The organism is Cryobacterium sp. PH31-O1, from assembly GCF_030063455.1.
GTDB lineage: Bacteria > Actinomycetota > Actinomycetes > Actinomycetales > Microbacteriaceae > Cryobacterium.
The window spans coordinates 263444-283630 of the sequence record NZ_JASITB010000007.1 but is presented as its reverse complement, the minus strand read 5'-3'; the positions used below and the strand labels follow the sequence as shown (position 1 = coordinate 283630).

At 66.9% G+C, this 20187-nt stretch carries 20 protein-coding genes; all 20 read right to left on the bottom strand.

Going from position 1 to position 20187, the window contains the following annotated elements:
• Positions 1–63: 63 nt before the first annotated feature.
• The 20 genes from argF to rplT all read right to left on the bottom strand — a co-directional run bounded on the left by argF (position 64) and on the right by rplT (position 20177).
• On the bottom strand, positions 64–993 hold the full coding sequence (gene argF / locus QMK31_RS15305; protein WP_283501799.1) for an ornithine carbamoyltransferase: 930 nt from the start codon (positions 991–993) through the stop codon (positions 64–66).
• A 105-nt stretch (positions 994–1098) separates the two neighbouring features.
• On the bottom strand, positions 1099–2280 hold the full coding sequence (locus QMK31_RS15300; RefSeq protein WP_283501798.1) for an acetylornithine transaminase: 1182 nt from the start codon (positions 2278–2280) through the stop codon (positions 1099–1101).
• The gene (argB, locus tag QMK31_RS15295) at positions 2277–3191 is read right to left on the bottom strand and encodes an acetylglutamate kinase (protein WP_283501797.1); all 915 of its coding nucleotides are present in this window, start codon (positions 3189–3191) and stop codon (positions 2277–2279) included. The genes QMK31_RS15300 and argB overlap by 4 nt, the downstream gene beginning before the upstream one ends.
• A gap of 2 nt (positions 3192–3193) precedes the next feature.
• Positions 3194–4375, bottom strand: coding sequence for a bifunctional glutamate N-acetyltransferase/amino-acid acetyltransferase ArgJ (argJ, locus tag QMK31_RS15290; RefSeq protein WP_283501796.1), 1182 nt, complete (start codon positions 4373–4375; stop codon positions 3194–3196).
• On the bottom strand, positions 4372–5478 hold the full coding sequence (gene argC / locus QMK31_RS15285; protein WP_283501795.1) for an N-acetyl-gamma-glutamyl-phosphate reductase: 1107 nt from the start codon (positions 5476–5478) through the stop codon (positions 4372–4374). The genes argJ and argC overlap by 4 nt, the downstream gene beginning before the upstream one ends.
• Positions 5479–5623: 145 nt before the next feature.
• Positions 5624–8236, bottom strand: coding sequence for a phenylalanine--tRNA ligase subunit beta (pheT, locus tag QMK31_RS15280; RefSeq protein WP_283501794.1), 2613 nt, complete (start codon positions 8234–8236; stop codon positions 5624–5626).
• Positions 8236–9303, bottom strand: coding sequence for a phenylalanine--tRNA ligase subunit alpha (pheS, locus tag QMK31_RS15275; RefSeq protein ID WP_283501822.1), 1068 nt, complete (start codon positions 9301–9303; stop codon positions 8236–8238). The genes pheT and pheS overlap by 1 nt, the downstream gene beginning before the upstream one ends.
• A 50-nt stretch (positions 9304–9353) precedes the next feature.
• Entirely contained in the window at positions 9354–10265 is a 912-nt protein-coding gene (locus tag QMK31_RS15270; RefSeq protein WP_283501793.1) for an amino acid ABC transporter permease, read from the bottom strand.
• Positions 10262–10909 (bottom strand): amino acid ABC transporter permease, encoded by a 648-nt coding sequence (locus QMK31_RS15265; RefSeq protein WP_283501792.1) that lies wholly within the window; start codon positions 10907–10909, stop codon positions 10262–10264. Before QMK31_RS15265 ends, QMK31_RS15270 begins: the two co-directional genes overlap by 4 nt.
• A gap of 126 nt (positions 10910–11035) precedes the next feature.
• Positions 11036–11902: a glutamate ABC transporter substrate-binding protein gene (locus QMK31_RS15260; protein ID WP_283501791.1), complete on the bottom strand. Its 867-nt coding sequence runs from the start codon at positions 11900–11902 to the stop codon at positions 11036–11038.
• A gap of 37 nt (positions 11903–11939) precedes the next feature.
• Complete coding sequence (locus QMK31_RS15255; RefSeq protein ID WP_283501790.1) at positions 11940–12728, bottom strand: amino acid ABC transporter ATP-binding protein; 789 nt, start codon at positions 12726–12728, stop codon at positions 11940–11942.
• A gap of 114 nt (positions 12729–12842) precedes the next feature.
• Positions 12843–13016 carry a hypothetical protein gene (locus tag QMK31_RS15250; RefSeq protein ID WP_283501789.1) on the bottom strand — a complete coding sequence of 58 codons (174 nt, stop codon included), beginning with the start codon at positions 13014–13016 and terminating at the stop codon, positions 12843–12845.
• Positions 13017–13096: 80 nt separating this feature from the next.
• Positions 13097–14128: a cytochrome P450 family protein gene (locus QMK31_RS15245; protein WP_283501788.1), complete on the bottom strand. Its 1032-nt coding sequence runs from the start codon at positions 14126–14128 to the stop codon at positions 13097–13099.
• A 94-nt stretch (positions 14129–14222) separates the two neighbouring features.
• Complete coding sequence (gene bioD / locus QMK31_RS15240) at positions 14223–14906, bottom strand: dethiobiotin synthase (protein WP_283501787.1); 684 nt, start codon at positions 14904–14906, stop codon at positions 14223–14225.
• Positions 14907–14916: 10 nt separating this feature from the next.
• Positions 14917–16050 (bottom strand): 8-amino-7-oxononanoate synthase, encoded by a 1134-nt coding sequence (locus QMK31_RS15235; RefSeq protein ID WP_283501786.1) that lies wholly within the window; start codon positions 16048–16050, stop codon positions 14917–14919.
• Positions 16047–17396 (bottom strand): adenosylmethionine--8-amino-7-oxononanoate transaminase, encoded by a 1350-nt coding sequence (bioA, locus tag QMK31_RS15230; protein ID WP_283501785.1) that lies wholly within the window; start codon positions 17394–17396, stop codon positions 16047–16049. Before bioA ends, QMK31_RS15235 begins: the two co-directional genes overlap by 4 nt.
• Positions 17393–17641, bottom strand: a complete 249-nt coding sequence (bsaP, locus tag QMK31_RS15225) for a biotin synthase auxiliary protein BsaP (RefSeq protein ID WP_283501784.1) — start codon at positions 17639–17641, stop codon at positions 17393–17395. The genes bioA and bsaP overlap by 4 nt, the downstream gene beginning before the upstream one ends.
• Positions 17642–17643: 2 nt before the next feature.
• A complete protein-coding gene (bioB, locus tag QMK31_RS15220; protein ID WP_283501783.1) occupies positions 17644–18690 on the bottom strand; it encodes a biotin synthase BioB in 1047 nt (348 codons plus the stop codon).
• 139 nt (positions 18691–18829) lie between these two features.
• The gene (locus QMK31_RS15215) at positions 18830–19630 is read right to left on the bottom strand and encodes a TrmH family RNA methyltransferase (RefSeq protein WP_283501782.1); all 801 of its coding nucleotides are present in this window, start codon (positions 19628–19630) and stop codon (positions 18830–18832) included.
• 154 nt (positions 19631–19784) lie between these two features.
• Positions 19785–20177 (bottom strand): 50S ribosomal protein L20, encoded by a 393-nt coding sequence (gene rplT, locus QMK31_RS15210; RefSeq protein WP_104196972.1) that lies wholly within the window; start codon positions 20175–20177, stop codon positions 19785–19787.
• Positions 20178–20187 lie beyond the last annotated feature (10 nt).

The following is a 20187-nucleotide window of genomic DNA, read 5'->3' as shown; positions in this document are numbered from 1 at the left end:
AAAGTTTACGTGCTGGGGCGCTTCCCCCTGTCGCCCGCCCTGCACGGCCCGGCGCGTCAGTGGTCAGGCCGCGTTGTGCGCCAGCAGCCAGACCAGCAAGGCCTTCTGGGCGTGCAGACGGTTTTCCGCCTCATCCCAGATGATGCTTTGCGGGCCGTCGATGACGTCGGCGGTCACCTCATAGCCACGATCGGCGGGCAGGCAGTGCATGAAGTGAGCACCAGGCCTGGCCAGGCCCATCAGCTCAGCGTCGACTCGATACTGGCCCAGGTCGCCGAGCCGGGTTGTCTTCTCTTCTTCCTTGCCCATCGACACCCAGGTGTCGGTGATGACAACGTCAACGCCGGCGACGGCCTCCCGCGGATCCGTGAACAGCGCGACGGAGCCGCCGGTGCGGGCGGCGATGGCCGTCGCATCCGCTACCACCTGGTCGGTCGGCGTGTAGCCGGCTGGCGACGCGATGCGCACGTGCATTCCGGCGGTCGCGCCGGCGAGCAGGTAGGACTGGCCCATGTTGCAGGCCCCGTCGCCGAGAAAGGCGAGGGTCTGGCCCGCAAGGTCACCGCGGTGTTCGCGAATGGTGAGCAGGTCGGCCAGCAGCTGGCACGGGTGAAAGTCGTCGCTGAGCGCGTTGACGACAGGAACTGTCGTGCCGAGAGCCATTTCTTCGAGTCCGGCTTGACCGTACGTGCGCCAGACGATCGCGGCGACCTGACGTTCGAGCACGCGCGCGGTGTCAGAGGCAGTCTCCTTGCCCCCGAGCTGGCTGTTCGCGGTGCTGATGATGAGCGGGCTGCCACCGAGGTCGGCGATGCCGACCGCGAAGGAGACGCGGGTGCGGGTCGACGACTTGTCGAAAATGACCGCGACGGTCTGCGGGCCGGCGAGCGGCCGCACCGCGAATCGGTCTCGCTTCAGCTCCAGGGCCAGATCGAGAATCTCGGCCTGTTCGGCCGGGGAGATGTCGTCGTCGCGCAGGAAATGGCGGGTCACGGTGTCACTTTCTCTTGGAGTTTAAGCAGTGAGTGAGCGGATGCCGCTCCCCCGGTTAAAGCCTCCGCGCCGGCCGGGGCCCGCGCAAAGTGGGATTCGTCCAGCCTAGAGGCTGGCGAGGGCGAGCCCGAACCGCTCGGTGAAATCGGCGAGTTCGGCATCGCCGACGATCAGGGGTGGGGCGATGCGAATGCTGGTCTCGTTCGCGGCGTTCACAATGAGGCCGTTGGCGAGGGCGGCGGCGCCAAGTCTCAACGCGACTGGTTCGGTCAGGCCGACACCGAGCAGCAGGCCGCGCCCGCGTACCTCTTCGATCAGCGGCGAGTTGAAGGCGAGAATGATCTCGCGCAGTTGCTGGCCGCGGCGGGCGGCGTTGGCGGCGAGGTTGTCACGTTCGATCACACCGAGCACGGCGTTGGCGGTCGCTGTGACGAGCGGGTTACCGGCGAAAGTCGAACCGTGCTGGCCGCGACGAAACAGATCCGAGGCCCAGCCGAAGGTGACGAGCGCTCCGATTGGAACGCCGCCACCCATCCCTTTGGCGATGGTGACGGCATCCGGAAGAATGTCGGCGTGGTTGTAGGCGAACCAGGCTCCGGTGCGGGCGATGCCGGTCTGGATCTCGTCGATGATCAGCAGCACGCCGTGCTCGGTACACAGTTCGCGGGCGCGTTTTAGAAAACCGTCTGGCAGGTCGATGACGCCGGCCTCACCCTTGACCGGTTCGAGGAACAGGGCGGCGACGGTGTTGTCGATGGTAGCTTCGAGGGCTTTGATCGTGCTGTCGATGTGTTCGACCCCGCCGGGCACCGGTTCGAACGCCTCACGCATGTGTGGTTTACCGGAAAGGGCGAGTGCGCCCATCGTGCGGCCGTGAAAGGAATCGTGCAGCGAGATGATGCGACTGCGGTGGCCGTTGTTGTTGAGCCTGGCGAGCTTGAACGCGGCCTCGTTCGCCTCGGCGCCGGAGTTGCAGAAGTACACGCGGCCCTGGTCGCCGGCACCGGTGATGCGTTTGAGCCGTTCAGCCAGTTCTATCTGCGGCGGTGTGGCGAAATAGTTGGAGACGTGGCTGATCGTGCCGATCTGCTTCGTGACCGCCGCGACGACCTCGGGGTGGGCGTGACCGAGCGAGTTCACGGCGATACCGGCCAAAAAGTCGAGGTACTGCGAGCCCTGGTCGTCCCAGACGTAGCACCCCTCACCGCGCACGAGCATGGCCAGCGGCGGGCTGAACGTGCGCATCATTGAATCAGCGAACCGGTTCTGCCACAAACCTTCAGTCATGCTGGTATTACCTCCGTGCCAATACCGCTTCCAGTGAAAATTTCGAGCAGGATCGAGTGCGGCACTCGCCCGTCGATGATCGCGGCTTTGGCCACGCCGCCGTCGACGGCGTCGAGGCAGGCCGTCATCTTGGGAATCATCCCCGATTCCAGTTCCGGCAACAGGCCGCGCAATTCGAGCACGTCGATGATCGACACGAGCGAATCCCGGTTCGGCCAGTCGCGGTACAGCCCGGCGACGTCGGTGAGAATGACGAGTTTGGCCGCGCCGAGAGCGATCGCGAGTGCGGCAGCAGCCGCGTCGGCGTTGACGTTAAGGGACTGGCCAGGGACATCCGTGTCGGGGGCGATCGACGAGACCACCGGGATGCGGCCGGCGTTCAGCTGTGCGAGCACGGCTTCGGGATCGACACCGATCACGTCACCGACGAGTCCGAGGTCGACCTGTTCGCCGTCGATGACGACGCCGCGACGTCTTCCACGGAACAGGCCCGCGTCTTCACCGGAGAGCCCGGCGGCGAGCGGGCCGTGCTGGTTGATGTGGCTCACCAGGTCGCGGTTGATCTGGCCGGTGAGAACCATGCGCACTACGTCCATGGCTTCGGGCGTGGTCACCCGGTAGCCGCCACGAAACTCGCTCTCGATGCCGAGGCGTTTGAGCATCGCCGAGATCTGCGGGCCGCCGCCGTGCACGACGACCGGGCGGATGCCGGCGTAGCGCAGGTAGACCATATCTTCGGCGAAGGAGCGCTGCAATTCTTCGCTCACCATGGCGTTGCCGCCGAATTTCACGACGATGATCTGGTCGTGAAAGCGTTTGAGCCACGGCAGGGCTTCGATCAGCGCCGCCGCTTTAACGGATGCTTCGGCCTGGCTGGTCTCGTCGGGCTTCGTTCTGGGCGTCTCGGTCATGATCAGCTCGAGTACGCGCTGTTCTCTTCGACGTAGTCGTGGGTGAGGTCGTTGGTCCACAGTGTGGCGGTCTCACTGCCTGCATGCAGGTCGATCAGCACGGTGGCTGCGCGGCCCGTGAGGTCGACAAGGTCGCGCGGCTGGTCGGGTTCACCGGCGGTGCACACCTGCACGCCGTTGATGGCGACGTCGATGCCGTAGGGGTCAAAGGCGGCGTCTGCGACCGGTACGGTTCCGGCGGCGGCGAGCACGCGGCCCCAGTTCGGGTCGTTGCCGAAGATGGCCGACTTGAACAGGTTGCTGCGCGAGACGGCGCGGGCCACGGTGACGGCTTCGTCTTCGGAGAACGCGTTGGTGACGGTGATTGCCACGTCGTGCGCGGCGCCCTCGGCGTCGCCCTGCAACTGCAGTGTGAGGTCGCGGCAGATTTCGACGAGGGCGGCGGTGAATTCGGCCAGGTCGGCTCCGACGCCGCTCGCGCCAGAGCAGAGCAGGCTCACGGTGTCGTTGGTCGACATGCAGCCATCGGAGTCGAGGCGGTCGAAGGTGACCCGGGTGGCCGCGTGCAGGGCCGTATCGAGTTCGGACGACTCGAGCACGGCGTCGGTCGTGATGACCACGAGCATTGTGGCCAGTCCCGGTGCGAGCATGCCGGCACCCTTGGCCATGGCGCCGATGCTCCAGCCTGCCGGCGACGTGTGAGCGGCCTGCTTCGGGATAGTGTCGGTGGTCATAATGGCCTGCGCGGCCAGCAGGCCGGCGGCGGGCGTGGCAGCGGCATCCGTTTTGATGGATAGGGCGGCGTCAAAGACACCGGCGGTGACGAGATCGAGGTTGAGCTGTTCTCCGATCAGGCCGGTGGAGCAGACCAGAACGTCGCCGGAGGAGATGTCGAGGCACTTCGCGACGGCTTCGGCGGTGGCGTGCGTGGTCTGGAAGCCGATGCTGCCGGTGTAACAGTTGGCGCCGCCGGAGTTGAGCACGATGGCGCTGACGCGGCCGTCACTCATGACCTGAGTGCTCCAGATGACGGGGTTGGCCTGGCAGCGGTTTTTCGTGAACACCGTGGCGGCGTTCTGCAGCGGGCCGAGGTTCTGCACGAGGGCGAGGTCGAGCCCACCGGACTTCTTCAGGCCGGCGGTGACGCCGGTAGCAGCAAAACCGGTGGGAAGGGTGACACTCACGGAGCAACTCCATTCATGGTCAGACCGAGCGTTTCGGTCAGGCCGAGGGCGATATTGGCGGATTGGATGGCAGCGCCGGCGGTGCCCTTGACAAGATTGTCGATCGCGGTGATGGTGACGACGCGGCCGGCCGCTTCATCGACGGCGAGTCCGATCAGCGCGATGTTGGCGCCGAGCACGTCAGCCGTGCGCGGAAAGTGTCCTTCGGGCAGCAGGTGCACGAACGGTTCGTCGGCGTAGGCGCTCTCCCAGGCGGCCCGCACGGCGGCGGCGCTCGTACCCGTAACGAGTCGGGCGGTCGCCGTGGCGAGGATGCCGCGCGACATCGGCACGATCACCGGGGTGAAGGAGATGGTGGCGTCGCTTTTCGCAGCGGATGCTGCGCCGCTCGCCTCGGAGGGATCGGTCGGGTCGGCACGGCCCGCCGCGGCGGCGGCCCAGCGCAGCGACTGCACGATCTCGGGGATGTGCCGGTGCGTGCCGCCGACCGCGTAGGGGTTGGCCGAACCAAGGATCTCGGCCGCGAGGTTGGGCACCTTGAGGCTCTTGCCTGCGCCGCTCGGGCCGACGGCGAGCACGGCAACGAGGTCCTGCGCTTCGATCACGCCGGCCTGAATTCCAGGGGCCAGGGCGAGGGCGACGGTGCTGGCGTTGCAGCCGGGAGCGGCGATGCGGCGAGCGCCGACAAGCCTCTCGCGCTGCTTGCCGGTCGCGGTGGGCAGCTCGGGGACCCCGTAGGTCCAGGCACCGAAGTAGTCGCCGCCGTAGAACGCCGCCCAGTCGTTGGAATTCTCGAGGCGGTGGTCGGCGCCGCAGTCCACGACGAGGGTTTCGGCAGGCAGGTGTGCGGTGAGCTCGCCGGACTTGCCGTGCGGCAGGGCCACGAAGACCACGTCGTGGCCGCTGAGATTCTCCGCCGTCGTGTCGACGAGGGTCAGGTGCGCGAGGGAGCGCAGCGACGGCTGCACGTCGATCAGTCGCTGCCCGGCGTTGCTGTGCGCGGTGACCGTGCGCACCTCGAATTCGGGGTGTCCGGCGAGAAGCCGCAGCAGTTCGCCGCCCGCATACCCGCTCGCGCCCGCCACTGCCACCGAAAAAGCCATGGGTTAAACCTAGCGCGGCCCCGGCGACCCCGTTTCCGCGCCCCGGTGCGGCGTCATGCGCGCGGCCCTGCGCATCCGCTCGTTTGAACGGCACCCGTTTGACGGGCCACCCCACCTCGAACCAGCGCGTGGCGCAAGCACCGGGCTACTCGCGCAGGGTTGCTCCGAACCGTTCGGCGGCGAGGGCCACACCGGCCAGGCGGGCGGCGCTCGCCTCGGCGGCGGTCAGCGTGCGCTCCTCGCCGCGAAAACGCAGCGCGAAGGTCAGCGACTTCTGGCCGGGTTCGACACCGGCACCGCGGTAATCGTCGACCAGCTCGATGCTTTCGAGCAGGTCACCTGCGCCCTCAGCAACCGCCGCGCGCAGGGCGGCAGCCGGCACGAAGGCCGCAACGACGAGCGAGAGGTCCTGCGTGGCGGCCGGCATCGTGCGAATGGGCGTGACCGTGAGATCTCCGTCGGCCTGCGCGAAGACGAGCCCGAGGTTGATCTCGGCTACCGCAACGACAGCGGGCAGGTCGAAGTCGTCGGCCACCGCCGGCAGCAGTTCCCCGGCGAATCCGACCGACACAGCCCTGGCCACAGCGGTCGCAGCACCGGGCACGGTGACGAACAGCTCGGCGGTGCGACCCGGGTGCATCGCCGGGTGCACGCCCTGGCGCACCCCGATGCGCACGCCGGTTGCGAGAGCGACCTGCTGCACGGCGGCCAGAGCGGACTGCCAGCCGGTGGGGGCAGCGGGCAGACCCGGCTGGTGCCGCACGTCGTTGCCGACGAGAACGACCCCGACCATAAGCGGCTGCGGAACGATTCCCGCGTTCAGGGCCGCCTCGACCTGGGCGCTCGGGCGCTCTCCCCCGGCGGGAAGCACGGCGCTGCCGTAGGTCACCCCGGCCTCGGGGCGAAAGACGAGTCCCTGCTCGTACATGGCCAGGTCGACGAGTCCGCGTGACCGGTTGCGGTGCGCGATCTGCAACAGGCCCGGCAGCATCGAGGTGCGCAGGAACGGCGCCTCACCGTCGAGCGGGTTGACGATCTTCATCTGCGGGACCGCAACCGGGGCAACGGATGCCGCGCTCGCGTCGGCATCCGCTGCGCCCGCTGACACCGCCGTCGCCGTGACGGCCACGCCGAACAGGTTGTTCGCCCGCTCGGAGACGAATGGGTAGGTCAGCACCTCGGTGTGACCGGTTGCAGCGAGGGTCTGGGCGACCGTGCGCCGCAGCATCTGCGTGCGGGTCAGGCCGCGTCCGGGCGGGGCGACGGGCAGCACCGAGGGGATGCGGTCGTAACCGACGATGCGGGCGACCTCCTCGGCGAGGGTCCACTTGTCGGTGAGGTCGGGGCGCCAGGTGGGCGGCGTGGCGTGCAGCACGCCACCGACATCATGCAGTGCTGCACCGATCTCGACGAGGGCGTCGCGCACCTCGTCGCCGGTGTAGTTCAGGCCGATCAGGCCCGACACGAATCCGGTCGGCAAGACAATCGGCAGGGGTGCGGTCGTCGTGTCGTACACCGAGCCGAGGTCGTCGGCGACTCCCCCGGCGAGATCCACGAGCAGCTGCACCACGCGAGCGGCAGCAACCGCGGCAACACGCGGGTCGACACCGCGTTCGAATCGCTTGCTCGCCTCGCTCGGCAACTTGTGCCGACGGGCAGAGCGTGCGATCGACACCGGGTCGAAGTTGGCAGCCTCGACGAGCACGTTGACGGTCTTCGAGCTGATCTCGGTGCTCGCGCCGCCCATCACGCCGGCCAGGCCGATCGGTCCGGATTCGTCGGTGATCAGCAGATCTTCAACACTCAGCGTGCGGGTGACCGCGTCGAGAGTGGTGAACTTCTCTCCGGCAGTCGCGCGTCGCACGATGATGCCGCCGGAGAGCTTGTCGAGGTCGTAGCCGTGCAACGGCTGGCCGAGCTCGAACATCACGTAGTTGGTCACGTCGACCACGAGCGAGATCGAGCGGATGCCGACCAGCCCCAGCCGGGCGATCATCCAGGCCGGGGTCGGCCGCGTCGGGTCGACGCCGCGCACCACCCGGGTCACGAACACGCTCGACCCGGACCGGCCCCGAATCGGAGCCTGGTCGTCGATCGTCACGGGGAACCGGGTGACCGGAGCCACAACGGTGAGCGCGAGCGCGGGGTCTCGAAACGGCACACCGGTGGCGTGCGAGTATTCGCGGGCGACGCCACGAATGGAGAAGGCGTAGCCGCGGTCGGGGGTGACGTTGATCTCAACGGCGCTGTCGTCCAGGCCGAGCAGGGCGATCGCATCCGCTCCGACCGGCGCGTCGATCCCGAGGTTCTTCAGCAGCAGAATGCCGTCGTGCTCGTCGCCGAGGCCGAGTTCACGGGCCGAGGCGATCATGCCGTCGGAAACGTGGCCGTAGGTTTTGCGGGCGGCGATCGGGAACGGTCCGGGCAGCGACGCGCCGGGCAGGGTCACGACGACCTTGTCGCCGACGGCGAAGTTGTGCGCGCCGCAGATGATGCCGTGCACGGCCGGGCCGCCGTCGGCGGCGAGCTCACCGTCGGGCGCCACGCGCACCTGGCACCAGTTGATGGTTTTGCCGTTGGTCTGTTCTTCGCCGGCGAATTCGAGCACCTCGCCGACCACGATCGGGCCGGACACCTCGAAGCGGTGGATGTCTTCTTCTTCGAGACCGACGCTCACGAGTGCAGCGTGCACGTCTTCCGGCGTGGTGCCGGGCGCGAGGTCGACGAATTCGCCGAGCCAGCTCAGTGGTACCCGCATTAGACCGTCATCCCATACTGCTGACTGAACCGAATATCGCCTTCGACCATGTCGTGCATGTCCTTTACGTCATTTCTAAACATCACAGCTCGTTCCACACCCACTCCGAACGCGAACCCGGAGTACACGTCGGGGTCGATTCCGGCCGAGCGCAGCACATTCGCGTGCACCATGCCGCAGCCGCCCCACTCGATCCAGCGTGCGCCGTCTTTAAAGGTGGGGTGCCAGACGTCGAGCTCGGCGCTCGGCTCGGTGAACGGAAAGTAGTTCGGGCGCAGGCGCACCTTGGCCCCCGGGCCGAACAGGGCCTTGACGAAGTGGTCGAGCGTTCCGCGCAGGTTGGCCATGGTGAGGCCCTTGTCGATGGCAATGCCCTCGATCTGGTGGAACACCGGCGTGTGCGTGGCGTCGAGTTCGTCGGTGCGAAACACGCGTCCGGGCGCGACCACGTAGACCGGCAGCTCACGGCTGAGCAACGCACGCAGCTGCACGGGCGAGGTCTGCGTGCGCAAAACGAGGTGGGCATCCGTCGGTTCGACGAAGAAGGTGTCCTGCATGGCGCGGGCCGGGTGGTCTTCGTCGAAGTTGAGGCCGTCGAAGTTGAACCATTCGCTTTCGAGCTCCGGACCTTCGGCAACTTCCCAGCCCATCGCGACGAAAACGTCGGCGGCGCGCTCGCTCAGCAGCGAGATCGGATGCCGCGCCCCGGCTTTCCAAGCGGATGCCGCGGCGGTCACGTCCACCGTCTCGGCCAGCAAGCGGGCGGCAGCTTCGGCGGTGCCGATCTCGTCTTCACGAGCGGTGAGCGCTTTGGTGACGGCGCCGCGGGCCTGGCCGACGAGTTTACCGGCGGCAGCTTTTTGGTTTCCCGGAACGTTACGCATGAGCGCGTTGAGCTTGGACAACGGGGACGACTCCCCCGCGTGCTCGCTGCGAACGAGTTTGAGCGCTGCGGTCGTAGCGGCTGCGGCGATAGCGGCCAGTGCGGCGTCGACCGCGGTGTTGACGGCTGCTTCGGAGATCAACGGCTCAGCTGGTTCTGATTCTGCCGGGTCGGATGGCGTGATGGGCTCTGGGGGAACGCTGGAAACAGACACAAGGCCCAAGTTTAGTGGGCTTATAAGCCGCTTCGGCTCTGTGCCCCCAACGCTCGCGGGTCGACCAGGTTGGGGTCGATCGGCGGCGCGGCGTCAGGTTTGCCGAGTTTGCCAGTCTGCGGACCGGTGCGCTTGGCGATTCGGCGAGCCAACCACGACAGCGACAGGTTCATCGTCAGGTAGATGGCGAGCACCACGAAGAAGAAGGAAAACTGGTATCGGTTGCCGAAGAACTGCGACAGGTTATAGTTTCCGCTGCGCAGCAATTCGTTGTACCCGACGACGAACGCCAGCGAGGTGTCCTTGAGCAGCACTACTAGCTGGGCGATGATGATGGGCAACATCTGACGGAAAGCTTGCGGAAACTCGATGCGGAATCGAGTGGCGATCGGGGTGAGGCCGATGGCCAGGCCGGCTTCGCGTTGCCCACTTGGCAGGGCCTTAATGCCGGCCCGGAGGGCCTCACCGATGATCGCGCCGTTGTACACGGCGAGGGCGGCGACTCCGGCCCAGAACGAACCGGTGGAGAACACCAACAGAATGAACAGCATCATGAGCAGCACGGGCATGCCGCGGAAGAATTCGAGCACGACCGTCGTCGGTACCCGCACCCAGGCGTGGTCAGAGCCCCGCCCGAACGAGAAGAGGACGCCGATGATGAGGGCAAGCACAGCGGCGACTCCGGCCATCCGCAATGTGTTGAGGGCGCCGATGCCAAGGGTTCGCCAGACCTGCACGTCGTTGAAGACGTCCCACCGGGAAGCGTCCCAGAGACCAGGCTGAACGGCACCATTGGCGCTGGTTTTCGGCAGACCAAGGACTACGGCGAGGGCGACAATACCGCCGACGATGAGCACGATGCCGAGCACCGAAATGGCCCGGGAACGAGCGCGAGCCTTAGGTCCGGGAACGTCATACAGTACGGAGGTCATCGGAGTACCGCTACCTTCTTCTCGATCCGGCCGGCGATCACTCCGAGCGGGATGGTGATGATCAGGTAGAAAGCAGCGACCGCGAGCAGGACGGCGATGACGGCGTCGCCACGATCATTCGTTATCTGCCTCGCTGCTCCAAAGAGCTCGAATACGAAGAAGGCACCGGCGACCGAGGTGTTCTTGGCGAGGGCGATGAACACGTTGATCAGCGGCGGAATGACCATGCGAATGGCCTGCGGCATCACGATAAAGGATAGGGTCTGCCCGAAGGTGAGGCCGATGCTGCGGGCCGCCTCGGCCTGTCCAACGTGCACGCCGTTGACACCCGAGCGCAACGCCTCAGCGACGAATGGCGAGGTGTAGACCGTCAGACCGATCGCCGCGAGCTGAAAATAGCCGGGGGTGAACTGCAGGTACGGCAGCAGATAGGCGCAGAAAAAGAGCACGAGCGTGAGGGGGGTATTGCGCACGACCTCGGTGTAGACCGTCGCAAATCCACGGAACGATCCCACGGGCGAGATCCGCATGGCTGCTATAAGGATTCCAAGGATGAATGCCCCGATTCCAGCAAGGGCGAGGAGGCCCAGGGTGTTCCGGAAGCCTTCCAGGAACGTTGGTAGGTTGTCGATGACTGCGTCCACAACTCACCTCCTCTTCTAATATCCGTGATTGAATCTTGGTCCGGCTCGAAAACTCACCGGGATGGCCCGTCCGACTAGGAACGGGCCATCCCGGCTTACAACGCGTACTGCACGTGCGGTGTTGATCTAGTAGCGGTCGACGGCCGGAGGCTTGGGGGTGTCGAGAACCTTTCCGGCAGTCGACTCCCAGGCGTCGACCCAGGTGCCGTCGTCGTAGGACTCTTCGAGCACGTCGTTGATGAAGGTGCGGAACTCGGTGTCGTCCAGCGCCAGCCCGATGCCGTAGGGCTCTTCCGTGAACGGGTTGTTGACGACCTCGAACTCGCCCTCGTTCTGGTCCGCAATTCCGGCCAGGATCACGTTGTCGGTGGTAACGGCGACGACTTCACCGCTGCGCAGCGGGCCGAGGCAGTTGGAGTAGGTATCCGTGGCAATGATGTTGGTGGTGAACTCCGCGATGTTCTTCTCTGACGTGGAGCCGCTCACCGTGCAGACGGGCTGGTCGGTAAGGTCTTCGGGGCCGGTGATGTCGGTGTTGCCGGCGAGAACGAGCAGGTCCTGACCCGCGGAATAGTACGGTCCGGCGAAGGACACAACCTGCTTGCGGGTGTCATTGATCGTGTAGGTCGCGACGACGATATCAACCTGGCCATTCTGGATGAATGGTTCGCGGTTCGCCGAGACGGTCTCCGTCCACTTGATCTTGTCGGGGGCGATGCCGAGCTTGGCGGCGATCAGCTTGCCGATTTCGACGTCGAACCCGACCGGGTCACCATCCGCGCCGCGAAGGCCGAAGAGTGGCTGGTCAAACTTCGTGCCGATCGTGATCTCGCCGGCTTCGGCGAGGGCGGCCATGGTGGTGCCCGCTGCAAATTCGGGGGCTTCCTCGACGGGCACGGCGTCATTGGATGCACCCGAATCGGTGCAGCCACTAAGCACGAGGGCACCTGCGAGAGCGAGGGCCGAGATTGCTAGGCCTTTTTTGAATCTCATTTGTCTTCTCCTGATGCTGTGTGGTGGTGGGGACGGTTTAGTGGTCGAGAATTTTGGAGAGGAAATCCTGAGCACGAGTGCTCTGTGGGTTGGTGAAGAACTCCTCGGGAGTGGTTTCCTCCACGATTTCGCCCTCAGCCATGAAGATGACGCGGTCCGCGGCCTTGCGGGCGAAGCCCATCTCGTGGGTGACGACGATCATGGTCATACCCTCGTTAGCCAGGTCGATCATGACCTCGAGCACCTCGTTGATCATCTCAGGGTCGAGCGCACTGGTCGGCTCGTCAAGCAGAATCAGCTTCGGTTCCATCGCGAGAGCACGAGCGATGGCGACACGTTGCTGCTGGCCACCGGAAAGCTGGGCCGGCATCTTCTTGGCCTGGTTCGCGACGCCGACACGTTCCAACAAGGCCATAGCCCTTTTCTCGGCATCGGCCTTCGACATGCCGCGAACCTTCATCGGGCCGAGGGTCACGTTGTCAAGCACCGTCTTGTGGGCGAACAGGTTGAAGGCCTGAAAGACCATGCCAACGTCGGCGCGCAGGTGGGCGAGGGCTTTGCCCTCTTCCGGCAATTTGATCCCGTCGATGGTGATCACGCCGTCGTCGATGGTCTCGAGGCGGTTGATCGCTCGACACAGGGTCGATTTGCCCGACCCACTCGGTCCGATGACTACGACCACCTCGCCGCGGTTGACCACGGCATTGATGTTCTTGAGAACGTGCAGTTCCCCGTAGTGCTTGTTGATGTTCTTGACGACGACTAGGGGTTCCCCCCGACGAACGGTGATGTTCGACGTAGCCGGGGACGAATCTGATGGCTCCATAACCTCCAACTTAGGTCAGAACGGCGTTTCAGGTACGCCAAATGCCCGGACAGTAACGCATTTGTAACAGTCCGGGCAGCGGGCGTTTGTGCAATGTAGCGGGCCAACGTCCGCTCATCGGGATGTGATTTTCACTCCTTCAGTTTTCGGCAGGCGCAGGAAGAGCGCGACCGCAAGTACCGTGACGAGGCACAGCGCCGTGTTGACGACGATTGCGCCGAGCACGCCGTCGAGCATCGTCGCCGGTGTTTCGACACCGAGCTGGTGAACCCGGGCGACGACGATCACGACTGCGGCCTTACAGCTGTTGCAGGGCATGCCGGCGTGACTCAGCGGCGAGGCTCAGCGGCGTGACTCAGCGGCGAGGCTCAGCGGCGAGTCACGGTGACGGTGCGCGGGGATTGGAAGGAGAGCAGGCGCGTCCACTCCGGCGAGGCATCCCCGAGGCGGCACGGCGGCAGGGTGCGTGCTGTTTCCTGAACCACGACCGTCGCTTCCAGTTCGGCCAGTTTGGCGCCGAGGCAGCGGTGGATTCCGGAGCCGAAGGCCAGGCTGTAGGCGGTCGGGCGGGCTCGGGTGCCATGGTTGCCGGTGAGCTCCAGGAGAATCTCACAGCCGGCGGGCAGTGTTTCGCCGTCCAGTTCGACGGCGCGCGTGGTGACGCGGCGCCAGGTGGGCACGGAGGACTCGGTGGCGAGCACCCGGCGCACCAGCGCGCTCGCCCCGGCCGGGGTGGCCACTTTACGCCAGGCGTCCGGGTCGGGGTTCGCGGCCAGCCGGAACAGCGCGGTGCTGATCAGCTGGGTGGTGGTCTCCTGTCCGGCGATGAGCAGAAAGTACCCGAGTGAACACAGTTCGGGGGTGCTCAACCCATGCTCGGCGAGGGAACCGAACAGGGTTCGCCGATCGGCGCCGACCGCTTCGCGGACGACGGTGCGCAACCAGGTGTAAAACTCGGCGGCACCGCCGGCGAGCCGGAGCTGGCGTTCGTCGTCGGGCCAGCCCCAGAACAGCTCGAGGGATTCTCGGCTCCAGGTCTTCAGCTGCGCCACGTCCCGCACGGGCAGCCCGAGCAGTTCCAGCATCAGGATCGCTGGCGGCCGCGCGGCCACGGCCTCGACGAGGTCGACCGATCCGTCCTCGTCGACGGCGCGGGCGGCCACGGTGACGGCGGCGCGGGCGAGTTCCCTGATTCGGGGTTCGATGGCCGCGACGGTCGCCGGTGTGAAGAAGCTGCCCACGACCCGCCGGATCCCCGCGTGCCTGTCATCGGCGTTGCTGGCCAGGATGGGCGGGAGTGCAAACCTGGCCCGCTGCAGCAGCCGCAAGCTCGGGCCGGTGAGGGGCTTCACGGCAACGAGCGCATTGGCCGGGCCGAATGCTACCGGGTCGTGCAGCACCCGGCGAACGGTCGCCGGGTGCCCCCCCCCCCCCCGCCCCGGTAGGCGTCCCGGTGATCCGGCGCACGAACCGGACACCCCGTCGGCTGCCCGGTCATGCCGCCACCCCCGGCAGCCAGCCGCCGGCCCGTTGCCGGAACACCGCTGGCGGGAGGGCGCCGGCGCCGGTCGGCAGCACACCGAGCAGCGGCACCGGGCCGTCCCCGAAGGCACGCCGATTGTGGTCGTCGGCCGCGCCCGGCTCGACCGGCCAGGTGCCGAGGACTACGCCGAGCACTCGGATGCCGCGCCGCTGCAGTGCTTCCAGGGTCAGCGCTGTGTGGTTGAGCGTGCCGAGCCCGGGTCGGGACACCACCACACAGCCGGCCTGGGCGCCGAGCAGTTCGGCCAGGTCGGCGAGGGTGCGCCCGGCCTCGTCGAGTCCTACCAACAGCCCGCCGGACCCCTCGACCAACACGTGGTCACTGTTGCGGGCGAAAGCGCGAATCCGATCGGCGTGCACGCTCACCGGCGGCAATGCGGCATCCTCGAGCGCCGCCGCGGCGGCCGGGGCCAGCGCCGCGCCAAGCACCACGCCGGCGCTCGCGTGCATCGGACCGGCGAGCCGGTAAATCTGCGCACAATCCGAGTCTCCCTCGGATGCGCCGGACTGGCACGGCTTGTAGACCGAGATCCGGCGCCCCGCGGCAGCCAGAACGGTCGCGATCGCCGCCGTCGTGGTGGTCTTCCCGACCCCGGTATCCGTCCCGGTGACGATGATGACGGTGGGCAGGCTCACAGGTGCTCCTTCAGGATGGTGCCGAGAACGTCGACGGCACGGGCCGGGTCAGCGTCGCCCGCGCGGTCAGCCGCAGCCGGGAGACGCCGTCAGGCACCGACGGGGGCCGGAAGCAGCCGACCTGAATGCCGGCGGCCCGGGCTGCCCGGGCGCAGGAGAGGGCGATTTCAGCGGTGGGCAGGGGAATCGACTGCACGGCCCCGGCACCCGGGTCGATGGCCAGTCGCGTGCCGTGCAGAACCGCGGCGAGGCCGGTGGAGAGGGCCGTCGCGTTCGCGCGCAGCCGTTCGACCCGCCAGGGCTCGTCGCGGATGACGTCGATGGCGGCGAGCGCGGCCGCGGCGGATGCCGGGGCCAGACCGGTGTCGAAGATGAAGCTGCGGGACCGGTTGACCAGCTGGGAGCGCACCCAATCGGGGCCGAGGACCGCGCCGCCCTGGCTGCCGAGCGCCTTCGACAGGGTCGCGGTCACGATGACGCTCGGGTGCCCGGCAAGCGCCGTGCCGGCGATCGAGCCGCGCCCGTGGCCGGCCACGCCCACACTGTGCGCCTCGTCGACCACGAGCATGGCATCGTGCCGTTCCGCGAGTGCGAGCAGTCCCGCGAGTGGCGCCTCATCCCCGAACACGCTGAAAATTGATTCGACGGCGATGAGTGCGCGTGGTTCGCTGCGGCCGCCGAGGAGGCGTTCGGCGTCGTCCAGGTCGTTGTGGGCGAAGGTTTCGGTGCGGGATCGGCTCAGCCGGAATCCGTCGATCATTGACGCGTGGGCGTGGGCGTCGGCGACGATGAGGGTGCCCGGTCCGCCGAGGGCGGTCAGCACACCCATGTTCGCGAGATACCCGGAGGAGTACACGAGTGCGGTATCGAGCCCGACCAGGCGGGCCAGTTCGCGCTCGAGTTGCTCATGCAGGAGGGTGGTGCCCGTCACCAGGCGGGACGAAGTAGCGCCGGTGCCCCAGAGTGCCGTGGCCTCAGCGGCCGCGAGCGCCAGCCGCGTGTGGGTGGCGAGGCCGAGGTAGTCGTTGCTCGCGAGGTCCAGCAGGTCGGCACCCGGTGCGCGCGGCACTAGCTCGCGGGCGAGACCCCGGCGGGCGCGAGCGGATGCCTGCTGCTCGACCCAGCGCTGCATGGACACGCTCATTGCCCCTCCCCCGTCATCGGCGCTCCAGGCGTGTCGCCGTACACCTCGGCCACGGCGGCGACCATCCCCCTGGTGAGCACGGCCAGATCGGCGCCGGTACAGACGTACGGCGGCATTGTGTAGACCAGGTTTCGGAAGGGTCGAATCCAGACTCCGTTCCGCATCGCTGCCCGGGTCACCTCGGCGACGTCGACCGGCCGGTCGAGCTCGATGACACCGACGGCGCCGAGGGTCCGCACCGACGCGACGACGTCGAGCTCCCGCGCAGGCGAGAGCCCGAGCGTGAGTGCCGTGTTGATGCCGGCGACGTTTCCCCTCCAGTCGGCGGCGAGCAGGAGCCGCACACTGGCCAGGGCCACGGCGCAGGCCAGCGGGTTCGCCATGAAGGTGGGGCCGTGGAGCAGGGCGCCGGCGGCGCCGTGCGAGACTGTCCGCGCCACCCGATTGGTGCACAGCATGGCGGCGAGCGTCAGGTAGCCGCCGGTGAGCGCCTTGCCGACGCACATGATGTCGGCTCTGACGCCCGCATGGTCGGCCGCGAACAGTTCGCCGGTGCGACCGAAGCCGGTGGCGATCTCGTCGAGGATGAGGAGGAGTCCATGATCGTCGGCGATGCGCCGCAGCGCCCGGAGACACTCGGGCGGGTACACGAACATTCCGCCGGCCCCCTGCAGCACGGGTTCCAGGATGATGGCGGCGAGCTCGTCACTGTTATCCGCGGCCAGGGCGGCCACCGCCCGAGCCCACACCGCGATTTCCTGCGGGGTCGCCGTGGCCGCGCTCGGCGGGCGTGGGGCGAAGATGTTGTTCGGGAGCAGCCCGGCGAAGGTCGAGTGCATTCCGTCGACGGGATCGCACACGCCCATGGCTCCGAACGTGTCACCGTGGTATCCACCGGAGACGGTCAGCATCCGTTGGCGTTGTGGGCGCCCCCCGGCACCCTGATATTGCACCGCGAGCTTCAGCGCGACCTCGACGCACACCGACCCGGAGTCGGCGAAGAACACGCGTTCGAGCCCCTCCGGGGTGATCGATACCAGAAGCTCGGCGAGCTCGATCGCGGGCGCATGGGTGAGCCCGCCGAACATCACGTGGCTGAATTGGCCCGCCTGCTCGGTGAGCGCAGCGTCCAGCACCGGGTTGCGGTAGCCGTGGATCATGCACCACCACGATGCCATCCCGTCGATAACGTCGCTCCCGGCGCCATCTTCGCCGCGCAACCGCAACCGCACTCCCTCGGCGGCCTCCACCTGCCAGAGCGGTTCCGGGGAACCAGCCGACGCATACGGATGCCACAGGGCGGCCCGGTCCCGGTCGAACGGTGTGCGCGTGCCCGCCCTGCTCACTGCGTCACCGTCCCGTGCCGGGAGCACGCGGCGCTCCAGCCGAACGGGTCAACCTGCACTTTCATTCGACGGCGGCACTGGCTGCAGTAGCGCGGCGGCTCCATGGCCAGCCGGGTGCTGCAGCCGCCGTTTGAATCGTCGTGGTCTGAATCGACGCCGTGCGCATCGGGCGTGTGCGCCGGCAGGCCGCAGTGTCCGCAGTAGCTCGGGATTTCGGTCGTGCCACTCTCGTCATCTGTCGACATCGTCAGAGCGACTTCTGGAGTTCCCGAATCGGCATATTAAGTTCAACCAGAAGGTCAAGGTCGGCCGTTGCCGGTCGCCCGAGGGTGGTCAGGTAGTTGCCGACGATGACAGCGTTGATGCCCCCGAGCAGGCCCTCCCTCGTGCCGAGGTCGCCGAGGGTGAGTTCGCGGCCGCCACCGAAGCGCAGCACCGTTCGCGGCATCGCCAGCCGGAAGGCGGCAATGGCCCGGAGGGCATCCCGGCCCGACATGATCGACTGCCCGGCGAGCGGGGTACCCGGCCGGGGGTTGAGAAAGTTGAGGGGAACCTCGTGGGGGTCGAGGGCGGCGAGCTGCGCCGCGAGTTCGGCGCGCTGGGCGTTGCTCTCTCCCATGCCGATGAGGGCGCCGCAGCACAATTCCATGCCGGCGTCCTTGACCATACGACACGTGTCGAGGCGTTCGTCGTAGTCGTGCGTGGTGACGACCTCGGGGAAGAAGCTGCGGGCGGTTTCCAGATTGTGGTTGTACCGGTGCACCCCCCACTCGGCGAGCTGGTCGACCTGGCGCTGGGTGAGCATCCCGAGCGAGCACGCGATGTTGATCTCGACGACTCTGTTGATGCGTTCGATCGCGAACTTGATCTGGTTCATGAGCTTGAGGTCGGGGCCGCGCACCGCGGCGACGATGCAGAATTCTGTGGCTCCGGTCGCCGCGGTTTCCTGCGCCGCTTGCACGAGGCCGGGAATGTCCAGCCAGACCGCGCGAACCGGCGACTCGAACAGGCCGGACTGGGAGCAGAAATGGCAGTCTTCGGGACATCCGCCGGTCTTGACGGAGATGATTCCCTCCACCTCGACGGACTCGCCGCAATATTTCAGGCGCACGTCGTGGGCGAGCTCCAGGGCGGCCGGGAGCAGTGCGTCCGGCAGCTCCAGGATCTGGAGAATCTGCTCCTGGGTGAGGCCCAAGCCGCGGTGCAATACCCGGTCCCTGGCCTGGTCCAGAATCGGCGCGGCGCCGATCCCGGTGAGAGCTGTGGTCTGGTCGGTCGAAACGGTCCTGGTCATAAGCGTCCTCTCGAGCCCCAAACAAGGCTTCTGACCAGCTTATTTACGCAGCAACCCCGTTCCGAGAGCACATCCGACCAAGAGCGGGCGCACATTTGAGAGCACTTTTGCGCGCCCGCTCCCCGCGAAGGGGCTATAGTCAGGCGCGCTGTGCGAAGGCACTCTCATACAGGCAGACGGATGCCGCGGTCGCGAGGTTCATCGACTCGGCTTCGCCGTAGATCGGCACACTGACGCTGCGGTCGACCCTGGCGAGGTCTTCGTCGGTCAGGCCGCGGGCTTCGTTGCCGAACAGCCACACGGTCGGAGCCGCGAGCAGTCCCTCGTTGCGGGCGGTTAGCAGGTCAGAGCCCTTAATGTCTGCGGCAAAGAGCTGCAGGCCGGCGGCCCGGGCACGGTCGAGCACGTCGGACAGGTCGGCCGCGATCGCAACCGGGAGGTGAAAGATGGAGCCGGTCGAGGAACGGATGACTTTGGGGTTGTACAGGTCGACGCTGCGGCCGGTGAGGATGACGGCATCGGCGCCAGCGGCATCCGCTGCCCGGATGATGGTGCCGGCGTTGCCCGGGTCGCGAACCTCTTCGAGAATGGCGACGAGCTTCGGCTCGGCGTTGAAGATCTTCTTCACCGAGGTGGGGAACTGGTGGCAGACAGCCACGAAGCCCTGCGGGGTGACCGTGTCGGCCATGGCCTCGAGCACCTCTTCGGAGACGAACTCGACCTCGACCTGGGCGTCGATCGCTTTCTGGGCCAGGTCGGTGTAGCGGTCGAGCGCTGTCGGTGTGGCAAACAGCTCCACGACCAGCTCGGGACGAAAGGTGAGGGCTTCGGAAACGGCCTGCGGGCCTTCGAGCAGGAACAGACCGGACTCGAGGCGCGCGTCGCGCTTGGCAAGTTTTGCGACGGCACGGACGCGCGGTGAACGTGGATTATCAAGCATGACGTTAAGTTTAGGTGCGCAAAGTTTAGGTGCACGACGAATGGGTACAAAAAAGGAGCGGGCGACCAGGTCGCCCGCTCCTCTCGTGAGATTTGAACCGTTCACCACACTCACGCCCAGGAGGCAGCCGGTGGCGACCGGAACGGTTGATTCTTTACGCCGTGACGGCGACCTTCGGTGCCGAGGTGTCGGCGGGAAGAGCAGCCTTGGCGCTCTCGACGAGGGCGGCGAACGTCGCTGCCTCGTTGACCGCGAGGTCGGCGAGGATACGACGGTCGACCTCGATGCCGGCCAGGCCGAGGCCCTGGATCAGACGGTTGTAGGTGAGGCCGTTCGCGCGCGACGCAGCGTTGATCCGCTGGATCCACAGGCGACGGAAGTCACCCTTGCGTGCACGGCGGTCACGGTAGCTATAGGTGAAGGAGTGAGTGAGCTGCTCCTTCGCCTTGGTGACCAGGCGTGAACGCTGTCCGCGGTAGCCCTTGGCGCGTTCGAGAATAACGCGGCGACTCTTGTGGGCGTTTACGGCCCTCTTTACTCTTGCCATTTTTTACAAA